At 72.1% G+C, this 13694-nt stretch carries 8 protein-coding genes and 3 pseudogenes; 5 read left to right on the forward strand and 6 right to left on the reverse strand.

Annotated features, from left to right (window positions below; all coding sequences use genetic code 11):
- Window positions 1–202 (reverse strand): annotated as a pseudogene (locus tag NMN56_RS42360) (hypothetical protein); the annotation flags it as partial.
- Between the two features lie 193 nt (window positions 203–395).
- Window positions 396–629, reverse strand: a pseudogene (locus NMN56_RS42365) (type B 50S ribosomal protein L31); the annotation flags it as partial.
- Window positions 630–809: 180 nt separating this feature from the next.
- On the opposite strand from NMN56_RS42365, the gene NMN56_RS42370 reads away from it, so the two are divergent.
- Complete coding sequence (locus NMN56_RS42370; protein WP_274041515.1) at window positions 810–1982, forward strand: glutathione-independent formaldehyde dehydrogenase; 1173 nt, start codon at window positions 810–812, stop codon at window positions 1980–1982.
- Window positions 1983–2076: 94 nt separating this feature from the next.
- Here the strand turns inward: NMN56_RS42370 and NMN56_RS42375 are convergent, their stop codons facing one another.
- On the reverse strand, window positions 2077–4230 hold the full coding sequence (locus tag NMN56_RS42375; protein ID WP_280842703.1) for a protein kinase domain-containing protein: 2154 nt from the start codon (window positions 4228–4230) through the stop codon (window positions 2077–2079).
- A 223-nt stretch (window positions 4231–4453) separates the two neighbouring features.
- Here NMN56_RS42375 and NMN56_RS42380 point away from each other — a divergent pair, with 223 nt between their 5' ends.
- The 4 genes from NMN56_RS42380 (at window position 4454) to NMN56_RS42395 (ending at window position 9663) form a co-directional block, all read left to right on the forward strand.
- A complete protein-coding gene (locus tag NMN56_RS42380) occupies window positions 4454–5674 on the forward strand; it encodes a baeRF3 domain-containing protein (protein ID WP_347178922.1) in 1221 nt (406 codons plus the stop codon).
- A gap of 34 nt (window positions 5675–5708) precedes the next feature.
- Window positions 5709–6938, forward strand: a complete 1230-nt coding sequence (locus tag NMN56_RS42385) for an MFS transporter (protein WP_274041513.1) — start codon at window positions 5709–5711, stop codon at window positions 6936–6938.
- Between the two features lie 152 nt (window positions 6939–7090).
- Window positions 7091–8683, forward strand: coding sequence for a DUF4874 domain-containing protein (locus NMN56_RS42390; RefSeq protein WP_274041512.1), 1593 nt, complete (start codon window positions 7091–7093; stop codon window positions 8681–8683).
- 221 nt (window positions 8684–8904) lie between these two features.
- On the forward strand, window positions 8905–9663 hold the full coding sequence (locus NMN56_RS42395; RefSeq protein WP_274041511.1) for a dienelactone hydrolase family protein: 759 nt from the start codon (window positions 8905–8907) through the stop codon (window positions 9661–9663).
- Window positions 9664–9752: 89 nt separating this feature from the next.
- Here the strand turns inward: NMN56_RS42395 and NMN56_RS42400 are convergent, their stop codons facing one another.
- From NMN56_RS42400 to NMN56_RS42410, 3 genes and pseudogenes are all read right to left on the reverse strand, one after another.
- Window positions 9753–11213, reverse strand: coding sequence for an NADH-quinone oxidoreductase subunit N (locus NMN56_RS42400; protein WP_430542851.1), 1461 nt, complete (start codon window positions 11211–11213; stop codon window positions 9753–9755).
- A gap of 65 nt (window positions 11214–11278) precedes the next feature.
- A complete protein-coding gene (locus NMN56_RS42405) occupies window positions 11279–12835 on the reverse strand; it encodes a complex I subunit 4 family protein (protein ID WP_274041510.1) in 1557 nt (518 codons plus the stop codon).
- 7 nt (window positions 12836–12842) lie between these two features.
- A pseudogene (locus tag NMN56_RS42410) lies at window positions 12843–13694 on the reverse strand (NADH-quinone oxidoreductase subunit L); the annotation flags it as partial.

Raw genomic sequence — 13694 nt, forward strand, 5'->3', positions numbered from 1 at the left:
GGGCTTCGCCCCCCTCTAGGACTCCCCCCGGCCGTATCGGGAGCAACCTTGGAGTGAGGGCGGGGGTCTGCTCCTTCACTCCCGTCGTGGGGTGCCCGATCACGAGCGCGGGAAGGCGTTCGCCTGTGAGATGGCCGTCGGGGACGTACAGGTGTCCGGCCAGGGTCAGGCCGTTGCTGGGGAAGGTGACGTCGGTCTTCACGGTCCTTGGCCTCGCGTGGTGTCTACGGCAGTTCGCGTTCCAGCGCGGCCCTGCCGCCTTCCTCTGCGATCCGCCGACGGGCCCATTCGAGGTTGGCCTCGGTCACATCGCGGCCCGAGGCGAGAACGAGGTCTTCGGGGGTGGGCTCGCTGTCGGGGGCGGCGTGGAGGAGGCGGTCGGGCGTCGGGCTCTCGTAGCGCCGGCGGAACTTGGCGATCTGCCCCTCCGAGTCCACGACGCGGGCCTTGCCCGTGTAGAAGGGGTGGCTCTCGGAGGAGATCTCCACGTCGATGACGGGGTACGTCTGCCCGTCGTCCCACTCGATCGTCTCGTCGCTGGTGGCCGTCGACCGGGTGAGGAACGCGTATCCGGCCGACTGGTCCCTGAAGACCACCTGGCGGTAGGTGGGGTGGGTATCGGACTTCACAAGTCGCTCCTTCCCCGGGCCCGGGAGGGCACGCGCGGGCCGTCGCACACCGTTCTGCCAGGCTACGTCCGGCGGCCCCGCGCGGCATCCCGTGAGGCTCGGGCCTGCCCGGGCCGCGCGTGCGGGTGTCGCTGACCCGGCGGACCATGAGTCCCACGCACCCATCGAGGGGAGCCGAGGATGAGAGCCGTGGTTTTCGAGGGCACGCGCGCGGTGTCCGTACGCGAAGTGCCCGACCCCGAGCTGGAGCGGCCCACCGACGTCGTCGTACGCGTCACCTCCTCGGCCGTCTGCGGCACGGACCTGCACATGTACGACGGCCGTATCGGCGCGGAACCCGGCCTGGTGCTCGGGCACGAGCCCGTCGGGGTCGTCGAGCGCGCGGGAGACGCGGTGACCGCGGTTTCCGTGGGGGACAGGGTCGTGCTGCCCACGCACCTGTACTGCGGTGTGTGCGGCAACTGCGCACGCCGGCTGACCGCGGCCTGTACACGCGTACGTCCCGGCGCCTTCGGCGCCGCGTACGGGTACGCGGGCATGGGCCCGTACCGGGGCGCGCAGGCCGAACTGCTGCGGGTGCCGTTCGCCGACGCCAACTGTGTGCCGCTGCCCGGCGAGCCGGGTGACGCGTACGAGGACGCCTTCGTGCTGCTTGCCGACGCGTTCGTGACCGGCTGGCATGCCACGGAACTGGCCGGGGTGCGCCCGGGCGACAGCGTCGCCGTCTTCGGCGCCGGCACCGTCGGGCTGCTCGCCGCGCACTCGGCGCTGCTCAGGGGTGCGGCCGAGGTGTATGTCGTGGACCGTGTGGCCGAGCGGCTCGCCGTCGCCGAGGGGTATGGAGCCGTACCGGTCGACTTCACGGAGGGCGACCCCGGTGATCTCATCAGGGCACACCGCAAGGAGCGCGGGCTGCCGCCTGGCGAGGAGAGCATGGACGGCGTCCAGCGCGGCATCGACGCCGTCGGCTTCCAGGCCGACAGCAGACGCCACCCTGGGCACGAGGATCCCCGGCAGGTCATCCACGACCTTGCGAGGCTGGTCAACCCCACCGGTGGCATCGGCGTCGCCGGGGTCTTCGCCGCCAGGGACGAGGACCCCGCACGGAACGGGCACGGCGACGGATCGCTGCGGGTGCCGTGGGCGACGCTGTTCGACAAGGGCATCAGCGTGGGCTTCGGCCGCACACACGACCGGCGCTACACCGCGTTGCTGCGCGACATGATCCTCGCGGGCCGCGCCGAGCCGCAGCGTGTTGTGACCCATCACGGGACGCTTGACCAGGCGTCTTCGCTCTACGGGGAGTTCGACCACCGCACGGGCGGGGTCGTCAAGGCGGTTCTCCGCCCTTGAGACCGTATGCGTACACCGCCTCGCTCGGATCGGCAACGGACGCCGAACGGCCGGCGCTCTTCTTCCGTGAGGGCGGGGCTGGACGCGCCGCGAGTCACTCCAGTTTCCGGCTGCTGGTCCAGGCGTGGACGACGCCGGTCGAGGTGGTGTGGAGGAAGTCGGCTTTGTGGTCCCCGTCGACGTCGGCCAGGTGGATCGCCTTCGGGGGGATGCCCGAGTCGGCTGCGATCTCCCCGATGTCGACGAGCTTGACGCCCGACGCTGTGGCGCCCTTGTTGATCCAGGCGCGCACGCCGCCCCCCTTCGTGATGAGAACCGGTTCCGCGCGCTTGTCCCCGTTGAGGTCGGCGAACCGGATGTCGCTGCCGTGTGCCGGGCTGGGGATCTCCGTGGGTGAGGACCAGTCCAGGGACTTCCGGCCGTTCTTGAAGCCCCGGTTGTAGTAGACGGTTGTCTTGCTGCTCCGGTCCATCAGGAGGAGATCGCTGTGCCCGTCCCCTGTGACATCGGCGAACTCGACCCGCGTGGACGGTTCCACGGGCAGGGGGTTTCCCCCGGGGCCGGGCGCCCCGGCGCCGTCGTAAGGGGTCATGCACATGCGCTCACCGGACGGTTTCTCCATGTTCGCGGTGCGGACGGTCATCCGGCCGGCGCGGTTGACCGTCACGCAGTCAGGCATGCCGTCCCCGTCAAGGTCCGCGAAGTGCAGAGCGTCACCGGCCGTGCCGGGGTCGGGGACGTAGGAGTTCTTGCCCAGGCCGCGGATCCAGCTCTGTTTGTCCGAGGCTCCGTCGTTCCACCAGAACGCGAACTTCTGGTCCTTGTCGATACCGACGAGCTCGGCCTTGCTGTCACCGTTGATGTCCAGCATCACGAACCGTTCCCGGGACGTGAGGTTCTGGCTCTGGATGATGCCGCGCTTCTTCCAGCCCTCGCCCGGCCCGCCCTGAACCGGGTCCCCGGCGCTGTTCCCGTCCTTGCCGTCCTTGCCGTCCTTGCCCTCTTTCCCGTCCTTGCCGTCCGTACCGTCCTTGCTCTCCCGCCCGTCCTTTCCGTCCTGCCCGTCCTTGCCGTCCTTGGCCACGGGTACGGACGGCGGGGGCTTCTCGGCGGACTCCCAGGGCTTCGACACGAGAAGCACGCCCGTACCCACGAGCACGAGGACGACTGCGACCGCGACCGCGGCCACCGTGCGACGCCGTTTGCGGCGCGCGGCGTCCGGCTCCGACCCGGTCTCGTCGCCTCCCGTGCCCGCCTTGGGTGAAGCCCCGCGCTTCGTGGCCCTGTGGCCGGTGCCGGTGCCGGTGCCGATGCCGGTGGCCGCCATCGCTGCTCCGGGTGCGGGTTCCGGCAGCGAAGCGGTGCCCGGCCCAGGACCGCCCTGGAAGCCCGGCAGTTCGCCCGCCGCCGCACGCCGTGCCGCGGCTGCCATCACGGCCGCGTTGTCGTAACGGTCCCCGGGGTCCTTCGCGAGCGCCTGGGCCACGAAGGCGCGTATCGGGCCCGGGATATCGGCGGGAAGGTCGGGTACCGGGGCCTGGATGTGCTGGAGGGCGACTTCGACCGCTGAGGCGCCGGTGAAGGGCGGTGCGCCTGTGAGCAGTTCGTAGCAGACCACGCCGAGGGAATAGAGGTCGGACTCCGGCGTGACGGACGGGGGGCCCTGGGCCTGCTCGGGGGCCATGTAGACCGGGGTGCCGAGCGACTGGTTGCTCTGGGTGAGGTTCGTGCCGGCCCTGATACCGGCGATGCCGAAATCGGTCACCGCCACCCGGCCGTCGCGGCGGAGCATCAGGTTGGACGGTTTGACGTCGCGGTGCATGACCCCGCACTGGTGGACGGCGTACAGCGCGTCGCACGCCTGGGCGACAAGATCGAGGGCCCGGGGCGGCGGCACCGGCCCGTGTTCCCTGCGCAGCTCGTACAGCGACTGCCCTTCGACCAGCTCCATCACGATGTACGCCGCGTCCGTCCCGGGGCCGCCGTTCTCGCCGCGCCCGAACTCGTGCTGACCGTAGTCATGGATACCGACGACGCCCGGGTGATCCACCGCCGCGAGGACCTTGGCCTCACGGCGGAAGCGCAGCAGGAACTCGTCGTCGTCGAGCCGTGAGGGGAGCAGCATCTTGAGGGCGACCCGGCGTTCGAGCACCTGGTCCTCAGCACGCCAGACCTCGCCCATGGCACCGCTGCCGATCCTTTCCAGCAACGCGTAACGCCCGCCGAGCAGCGTGCCCGCACCCCACATGCCCGTATCTCCCTCACCCGTCGGCATACGGACCGCCCGTCCAAGGCAACGCCCGCACGATTGACCACACCCCGGCGGCCTCATGGCCGTGCGCCTCAACCTACACTCACGCCCCATGAGTTGATCATTCGTGCTTCGGGCCCCGCTCACGGCCGTGGCCGGTTCGCCCAGCTCTCCGTGTGTTCGGCCGTCATCCGACGTGCGGAGGCCGCCAGGGAGCGGGATGCTGGGGGGTGCGGTCACCGTCTCCTTCAGGAACCGTCTCCTCCAGGAGCCGGCACCCGTCCCCTTCAGGAACGAGGTACGGATGCGCACCAACGATCTGACCAACACCGTGCTCGCCGAACTGCGGGAGCCGCGCTCCTACCCCGCGGTCACCCTTGTCGTGCCCACCCACCGCACGCGCCCGGACCGCGACCAGGACCCGGTGCGGCTGCGGAACGTGATCGCCGAAGCGAGCCGGCGCCTCTCCGAGGACAGCGGTGTGCCCGAGAGGGTGCGCCAGGACGTCGTCGGGCAGCTGGAGCAGGCGGAGGCGGAAACGGATCTTGTGTACGCGCTCGACACCCTCGTCGTCTTCGCTGCTCCCGGCGAGCACCAGCTCTGGTACCTGCCGCGCCCGGCCAGCGGCGAGCGGATCACCATCAGCGACACGTTCCTCACCCGCAACCTCGTCGCCGCCAAGGCGCAGAGCAGACCGTACTGGGTACTGACCTTCTCCGAGGAGCGGGCACGGCTGTGGAGCGGCTCGGGCGAACAGCTCGTCGAGGAGCGGCGCGAGGGCTTCCCCATCGAGCAGGACAAGGAACTTCCCGAACGCCAGCGCATCCCGCGCACCGGCGACTACCCCAGCGGCTACCGCGACGAGGCGGCGCTCCAGCACCTGCGCGCCGTCGACGCCGACCTGTTCAAGGTGCTGGAGAACGAGCCGCGCCCGCTGCTCGTCGCCGGGCTCCCGCAGGGCATCAGCGCGCTGGAGGACGTGGGCACCCACGCCGCACGCAAGGCGCTCGCCTACGTACCCAAGGGCGGGCTGACCGACGCATCCGCCTCCGTCGTCTACGAAGCCATCGCGCCGGCCCGCGAGAAGCTCGTCCGGGCACGGGCCGAGGGCGCCGTCGAACGGCTGGGGAACGCGCGCGGACGCAAGGAGTTCGTGGCCGGTCTCGACGAGGTGTGGAACGCCGCACAGGAAGGACGGCTCGCGCTGCTCGTCGTGGAGGAGCCCTACCGGCAGACGGCCCGGCTGACGAGCGGTCACCTCACGCCCGTACCCGACGACGCGGCGGACGACGACTCGGGGGAGGTGCGCGACGACATCGTGGACGAGACCGTGGAGGCCGCGCTCTCCACCGAGGCCGAGGTCGTCTTCGTGCCGGACGGCGCGCTCGCCGAGCACGGCCGCATCGCGGGCGCTGTCCGCTACACCTGGGCCAGGACCTAGAGAGCGCACAAGAGATCGTTTAGGGTCGGCGGCCGTGAATTCCCAGAACACCCGTCCGGGCAGCGCCTTCTGGTACCGCTCGGCCGCCTTCGTCTTCGCCGTCGGCATGGCGGGCACGACCCTGCCCACCCCGCTCTACGGCCTCTACCGCCAGCAACTCGGCTTCTCCGAGCTGATGGTGACCGTCGTCTTCGCCGTCTACGCCGTCGGCGTCATCGCCGCACTGCTGGTCGCGGGCGACTTCTCCGACGTGCTCGGGCGGCGGCCCGTGCTGCTGTTCGCACTCGGCCTCTCCGCGGCGAGCGCCGTCTGCTTCCTGCTGGAGAGCAGACTGCCCGGCGGTCTGCCGTGGCTGTTCGCCGGGCGGCTGCTCTCCGGGTTCGCCGCCGGGCTCTTCAGCGGCGCTGCCACGGCCGCCGTGCTGGAGCTGGCACCGAGAGGAGGCGGCTCCCGCGCGGGCTTCTTCGCCACGGCCGCCAACATGGGCGGGCTCGGCTGCGGACCGCTGCTGGCCGGGCTGCTCGCTGAGTTCGTGCCCTGGCCGCTGCGCATGCCCTTTCTCGCCCACCTCGCGCTGGTCGCCGTCGCCTGCGTGCTCACCCTCGCGCTGCCCGAGACCGTGCGGCGCCAGGAGCCGCGCCCACGCCTGCGGCCCCGCGGCATGGAGGTGCCACGCGAGGTGCGGCCCGTCTTCGTACCGGCAGGGCTGGCCTGCTTCACCGGGTTCGCCGTCTTCGGGCTCTTCACCGCCGTCTCGCCGGGCTTCGTCTCGGAGACCCTCGGCATCAAGAGCCTCGCCGCCTCGGGCGCCGTGGCCTTCTCCGTCTTCTGCGCCTCGCTCGTGGGCCAGCTCCTCATGGAAAAGGCAGGCGTCGTGCTCTCGCTGCCGCTGGGGTGTCTCGCGCTGGTCGCCGGGATGGTGCAGGTCGGCCTCTCCCTGCTGATCGGCTCGCTCGTCCTCCTGGTCACCGGCGCCGTCACCGCCGGCATCGGGCAGGGCCTCGCGTTCCGGTCGGCCATGACGGCGGTCAGCGCCCGCGCGCCCGAGGACCACAGGGGCGGCACCATCTCCGCGCTGTTCGTCGTCGCCTATCTGGGCATCTCCCTGCCCGTCGTCGGAGTCGGCGCCCTCAGCACCGCACTGGGCCTGCGGGACGCGGGGCTCGTCTTCTCGGCCTGCGTCGTCGTGCTGGCCGCCGGGGTCGGCGTGCATCTGTGGCGCGCCCGGGACGCGGACGCCGCCGCCCTGCGGCAGCGTGGGTGACCCGGCAGCGGCGCGACCAGCCACCGCCGTGCCGCGGGCCCCAGAAGGCGCACCCTCCCCAACAGGCGCCGCAATCCCTACAGTTGCCCTGTCCAACCAGTTCCGGGGGCGCTGTTTCCGGTGCCGGTGAGCGTTCCACGGAGGGAGCCGTCGTGACGCGTGCGCACGGATGGAGCAGACGCGCCGTGGTGGCCGCCGGGCTGGCGGTCCCGGCCACGGCTACGGCCGCGGGTCTCGGCCGGGCGCAGGCGCAGGAGCGGGCCGGCGGCGGCGTGCGGGTGGACGGGGACGGTACGCGGGCCCGCCGTGGTGGCGCGGGGGAGCGGCGCAGAGGGCTGGGCAGGGACGATCACGGCGGCGCCGACGGGCTGAACAACCCGCACAGGGGCTTCCGTTACGAGATGTCGTACAACGCCCGTGACCTCACCAGCCCGTGGCCCAACGAGGCCGACCACCCGGCCGACGCGGCCCGCACCCTGGATCTGCTGCGCGAGCGCTACGGGCCCGGAGCCGGGGTCACCCAGCTGTACTTCTACCTCTACGACTACGCCACGACCCGCATCCCGGACAGCGCCCTGCGCAACATGCAGCACATCTTCGACGGCCTGCGTACCAAGGGCTGTACGGCCGTGCTGCGCTTCGCCTACGACGACGGTGTACGCCCAGCGCGCCGGTACACCGTCCAGGACATCCAGGGGCACATCCGCCGGCTCGCACCTCTGGTGGAGCGCAACAGCGATGTCGTCAGCGTGTGGCAGGCCGGTTTCCTCGGTGCGTGGGGCGAGTGGGGGCCCAACCATTACGACCACCAGAACTACCCGGAGGCCGTCACCGCGATCATGACCGCGCTCACCGAGGCGCTCCCGGACGGTGTGGAGACCCAGATGCGGTACGCCGAGCTGCGCCGCCGTGTGACCGCGAACGGCCCGCTGGAGCACATCGGTTTCCACAACGACTACCTCACGCTCGGTGGCGGCAAGTGGGACTACTACGTTCCCGGCAACCCCGGCTGGCAGGACTACCTCGATGTGTCGGCCACGCACGTCATGGACGGCGAGATGCCCTGGGACAAGGGCCAGAGCGAGGACCCGTACGCCTGGGACGAGGTCATCGAACCCGTCGCCTGCGCACGGCGGCTGCACACGCTGCGCTGGGACACCCTCTCCCTCGTCCACAACGCGACCGTCACGATCCCGGCATGGAAGAGCGGCACGCTCACGGAACGCCAGGTGCGCGAGGCCCAACTGCCCGTGTCCGACGGCTACTTCCGCGACCGCAGGGGCGCGGCGGTCACCCGCAGCCCGTTCGAGTACCTGCGTGACCATCTCGGGTACCGCCTGGAGATCCAGCGCGTACGGCACGACAGGCACCCCGGCGCGCGGCGCCGCCTGCGGGCCGAGGCCGACGTGGTCAACCGGGGCTTCTCCCCGCCCAAGCACCCGCGCCCCGTCCGCCTCGTACTCCTGGACAGCGCGGGGCGTACGGTCGCTGACGCCGACACCGGCGCGGACTGGCGCACGTGGCAGCCGTCCGGGGGAGCCGAGACGGACGAGGCGGGCCGCCCGGCGCCTGTCGCGACCGTAGGCGGAACCCTCCAGGTTCCCCGGGGTGCGCACGGGCGCCACCGCATCGGGCTCGCGCTGCCCGACCCGCGCGGCGGCGGCACGGGAAGCGCGGTGCGCTGCGCCAACGCCGACGTCGGCTGGGTGAACGGGGTGAACGTCCTCGCCGAAGTGACGCTCTGAGCGCCCAGACCCCCGGGCCCTGCCGGGGCTCTTGCGGAAAGCCCCGGCGGCCACCCGGAGGAACGGAATCCGGGAGGGGAAGCCCGGGGAACGGAACGCCGGGAGACGCACCCTGGGGAAGGCATCCCGGTATGCCCCGTTACTGTGGTCGCCGCCGGATTGATCACTAGGAGATCTCGACCCTTGTGCGCCGGCGACAGGCCAGGGAAGGATGATCAATCATGCCCACCAAGACTCTTACTCTGCAGATTCCCACCGCGGACGGCCAGGCCGACGCCTTCGCCGCCTTTCCCGACAGCGGCGAGCGGCACCCTGGGGTGCTGCTGTACATGGACGCCTTCGGCGTGCGGCCCGAAATGGAGGAGAAGGCCCGCGAACTGGCCGGGCACGGGTACTACGTACTCCTCCCCAACCTCTACTACCGGCGGGGCCCGGTACCGGTGGTCGAACTTCCCGAGTTCATCGGGGAAGACGTCAGGCCCTCGGTCTTCGCCCAGGTGATGCCCTTGGTCCAGGAGCACACCCCCGAACGTGCCCTGCGTGACGCCGACGCCTACCTCAGCTTCCTCACGGCCCGGCCCGAGGTCGCCGATGGACCGGTCGGGGTGATCGGCTACTGCATGGGCGCCGCTCTGGCGATGCGTACCGCTGCGGCCCACCCCGAACAGGTGGCCGCGGTCGCAGGGTTCCACCCCAGCCCGCTGGTCAGCGACGCGCCGGACAGCCCGCACCGCCTCTTCTCCCAGATCACCGCACAGGTCCACCTCGGCCTCGCCGAAGGCGACATGACCCCCGAGTCCATGGGCGAGCTGACCCAGGCCCTGGACGACGCGGGTGTCGGCCACACCTCCGAGATCTACCCCGACACCATCCACGGCTTCACGATGGCCGACACCGAGGCATTCGACCCCTCGGCGCTCCAGCGCCACTGGGACCGCCTGCTCCCCCTTCTCGACCGCACCCTGCCCAAGGGCGGCTGAGGCTCCGGCCCGGTCCGGCCCGGCTCTGCCAGGCTCGCAACGGTCCCGGTCCGGGGGCGCCGGCCCCCGGCTTCGGTTCCGGGAGCACGTCAACGCAGCAGGTCCAGGACCGGTGCGCTGCCGATGCCGAGCGCCAGGGAAGCGGCGGCTGCCGTGTACGCCGTGGCGGTGGCCAACGGGCGGTGTGCCGACGGGCAGTGCGTCAACGGGCCGTGCGCCAACGGGTCCGCCCCCGCGGCCCGTTCGGCCGCCGCACTGCCGAAGGCCGCGGGGGCCAGCCAGCGGAGGTAGTAGAAGAGCGAGGCCACCGTGTTGACGGCGGTGACGGCCGCCAGCCAGGTCCAGCCGCCGTCGACGGCGGCGCCGAACACGCCGACCTTGCCGAGGAAGACCGCCGTCGGCGGCGTCCCCACCAGGCCCAGCAGGCAGACCGCCAGCGCGGCCACCAGCAGGGGCCGCGACCTTCCCAGGCCCCGGTAGTCGTCGATGCCCCGCGCACCCGGCACGGCGCACACCACGGCGAAGGCGCCGAGGTTCGTCAGCGCGTAGGCCGCAACGTAGAACAGCAGTGCGGGGCGGGCCAGTTCGGTACGCGCCGCCACGGCGACGGGCACCAGTAGGTAGCCGATCTGGCTCACCGTCGAGTACGCCAGCAGCCGCCGTACGTCGCGCTGGAAGAACGCCGCGAGGTTCCCCAGCGTCATCGAGGCGCACGCCACGGCGGCCAGCAGCGCGTCCCAGGCCACGGGAGCACCGTCGAGCGGGCCCGCCACCAGCCGGTACAGCGCCGCGAGCGCGCCCGCCTTGGGCACCGTGGTGACCAGGGCAGCGACGGGTGACGAGCTGCCCTGCACCGTGTCAGGCACCCAGAAGTGCGCGGGCACGGCCCCGGCCTTGAACAGCAGCCCCAGCAGCACCCCCAGGCTCCCCGCGGCGACCAGGCCGTGCGGCGCGTCCCCCAGGCCCTCGCCGAGCGCCGCGTACGAGGTGCCGTGTCCTGCGGCGACCAGCAGCGCCGTACCGCTCAGCAGCAGCACCCCGAACAGCGCTCCCAGTACGTAGAACTTGAGCGCGGCCTCCGTGCCCCGGCCGTCCTTCCGGAACCCCGCCAGCGCGTAGGCGGGCACGCTCGCCAGCAGGAACCCGGCCGACAGCGGCAGCAGATCGCGGGCGCCCGCGAGCACCAGGGCGCCCAGGGCCGCCAGTTGTGCCAGCACCCAGAACTCCGCCTCGCGCGGATGCCCCCGCACGTCCTCCGCACCCATCGCCAGCACCAGCGCCGTGCCGCCGAGCACGACCACGCGCGCCGTCGCGGTGACCGTGTCGACGGCGAAAGCGCCCTCGAACGCGGCCGTTCCCGTGGCCCCGAACGCCGTTGCCACGAGCCCCGCCACACAGGCGGCACCGCCCAGCGCCGCCACCGGCCACTGCCGGGTACGCGGCAGCCACGAGCCGAGCAGCAGCCCGCACACGGCCGAGGCGGCGAGCAGCATCTCGGGCAGCAGCGCGAGCGGTTCCATCGCGGACCCGCCGCCCATACCGCCCGCCATCCCGTTCCCCGGCACGGCCCCCGCTCCGCTCCCCATGAGGCTGTTCACCATTCCGCTGCTCACGCTCACCGGGCGAGGAGGTGCAGGACGGCGTGGGAGGCGGGTTCGACGACATCGAGCACGAAGCGCGGCGCGATCCCCAGCACGACGGCGAGCCCGAGCAGCGGTACGACGGCCACCGACTCGGCCGCCCGGATGTCACCGAACCGCCGTTCATGGCCGGGGAGTACGGGCCCTTCTTCTCCGCCGGGGACCCGGGGGAGCCGCAGCGGGCCGAGGAAGACGCGGTGCAGGGCCCGCAGGAACAGCGCGGCCGTCAGCAGAATCCCCAGCAGCGCGAGCGCCGTCGCCACGGGCCGCGCGCCGAGGCTCCCGGCGAAGATCTGGAACTCCGCGACGAACCCGGAGAACCCCGGCAGCCCCAGCGAGGCGAAGGCCGCGATCCCGGTCAGCCCCGCGAGCACGGGTGTCCTTGCGGCGAGCCCGGAGTACAGGCCCATGTCGTACGTACGTCCCCGCGCGTACAGCACTCCCGCCAGCAGGAACAGCCCGCCGGTCAGCAGCCCGTGGCTCACCATCTGGAACACGGCGCCTGACACGGCCAGGTGTCTGGCCTCCTCCGTGTGCTGGTCCGTCGTCACGGCGGCGACGGCGCCGAGCGCCAGCAGGATGTAGCCCATGTGGTTGACGGAGGTGTACGCGATCATCCGTTTGAAGTCCGTCTGCGCCATCGCCACCAGCGCCCCGTACAGCACCGACACCACGCCCACCACGACGAAGACCAGCGCGAAGTCCCGCCAGGCGCCCGGCATGACGGGCATCGCGATGCGCAGGAACCCGTAGGTGCCCATCTTCAGCATGACTCCCGCCAGGATCGCCGAGCCCGCCGCAGGAGCCTCGGTGTGCGCGGGAGGCAGCCAGGTGTGGAACGGGAAGACCGGCGTCTTCACCGCCAGCCCGAAACCGAGCGCGAGCAGCACCAGGCCCCCGTAGAGAGGCCGTCCCGACAGCGGGTTCTGGGCCGTCAGCTCACTGATGTCGAAGGTGTGCGGCATGGAGGCGAGGTACAGCCCGACGAACCCCAGCAGCAGCGCCAGCGAGCCCGTGAACGTGTAGAGGAAGAACTTCAGCGCTGCCCGGCGTGCCCCGCTGTGGCCCCAGCCCGCGATCAGGAAGTACATCCCGACCAGCGAGAGATCGAAGAAGACGAAGAACAGGATCAGATCCAGCGCGACGAACAGCCCTACGCAGGTGGCCTGGAGGAACAGGAAGAGCGCAGCGTACTCCCGCATCCGCTCCGTGCCACGGCCTCCCTCGTGCCATGTGTACACGGCACACGCCAGGAACAGCACGCACGTGAGCGCGACGAGGGGAAGGGACAGCCCGTCGACCCCGACGTGGTAGCCGACACCCGCGCTGGGAATCCAGCGTGTGCTGATCTCGTAGCGCATCCCGTCGTCCATCGGCGTACCGTCGGCCGCCCACGCCGCGAGAACGAGCCCGAGTTCGGCCGCCGCCGTCGCCGTCCACGCGCACAGGAACAGCGCGCGCGGCGCGCTCCTGGGCACGCACAGCAGCAGCGCCGCGACGGCCGCGGGCAGCAGCACGAGGAGTGTGAGCACGGAGCTGTCACCTCACGAGAACGAGGACGAAGGCGAGAAGCACGCAGGCGGCGACCGCCTGCGCGAGGTACTGGTGCAGCTGGCCCGTCTGCGGCCACAGCGCCCGCCGTCCGAGCGCCCGCGAAGCCGCCGCGAGGCCACCGACCGCACCGTCCACGACCGGCTCCACGCGGCCTGCCGTGAACCGCGCCGTACGCAGCACGGCGCGCGCGGCCCCTTCGAGCGCGCGGTCCAGCACCCGCACGTCGAAGGCGGCCAGCGCACGCGCCAGGCCCAGCGTGGGCGCCACCAGCACGGTACGGACGGCGCGCTCAAGCCCCAGCCACCCGAGGAGCCATCCGGACACCGGTCCGGGTGCCGGGCGCCCGACGGCGCCCCGCTTCCACACCACAGCGCACACGAGCAGTGCCCCCGCACCCGAGGCGGCGAACTCCCACCCCTCGACCGGCTGCCCGCCCCCCACGAAGTCCCCCCGCAGCGGCGGAAACGCCACAGCGGTGAGCCCGGCGCAGGCCAGGGCCAGCACCAACAGGGGCGCGGCGCCCCGCACTTCCCGCGATGCGGGCGGGCCGGGGACGGGGTTGGAGGCGGGGCCGGGCTCGGGCGAGGGATGGGGCGGTTTCGCGGGGGTGCTGTGGGGGAGCGTGCGGTGCCAGACCACGTACAGGAGCTTGGTGCTGTACACCGCCGCCACCACCGATGCGGCCAGAGCGGCGGCGTACGCGCCCGGCGACTCGGTACGCGCCGCGGCGAGCAGCACGTCCTTGGCCGCCCAGATCGCGAACGGCGGGAGCCCCGCGAGGCTCAGCGCGGCGACGCTGAAAGTGACCCCGCGCACCCGCGCCCCCGCCCCCGCCCC

The organism is Streptomyces iconiensis (assembly GCF_028657195.3).
GTDB classification, from domain to species: Bacteria; Actinomycetota; Actinomycetes; order Streptomycetales; family Streptomycetaceae; genus Streptomyces; species Streptomyces iconiensis.

What these genes read in the sequence shown, in the direction of transcription:
- NMN56_RS42370 (WP_274041515.1), top strand. Translation starts at nt 810, where the DNA reads ATGAGAGCCGTGGTTTTCGAGGGCACGCGCGCGGTGTCCGTACGCGAA.
- NMN56_RS42375 (WP_280842703.1), bottom strand. Translation starts at nt 4,230, where the DNA reads ATGTGGGGTGCGGGCACGCTGCTCGGCGGGCGTTACGCGTTGCTGGAA.
- NMN56_RS42380 (WP_347178922.1), top strand. Translation starts at nt 4,454, where the DNA reads ATGCTGGGGGGTGCGGTCACCGTCTCCTTCAGGAACCGTCTCCTCCAG.
- NMN56_RS42395 (WP_274041511.1), top strand. Translation starts at nt 8,905, where the DNA reads ATGCCCACCAAGACTCTTACTCTGCAGATTCCCACCGCGGACGGCCAG.
- NMN56_RS42400 (WP_430542851.1), bottom strand. Translation starts at nt 11,213, where the DNA reads ATGGCGGGCGGTATGGGCGGCGGGTCCGCGATGGAACCGCTCGCGCTG.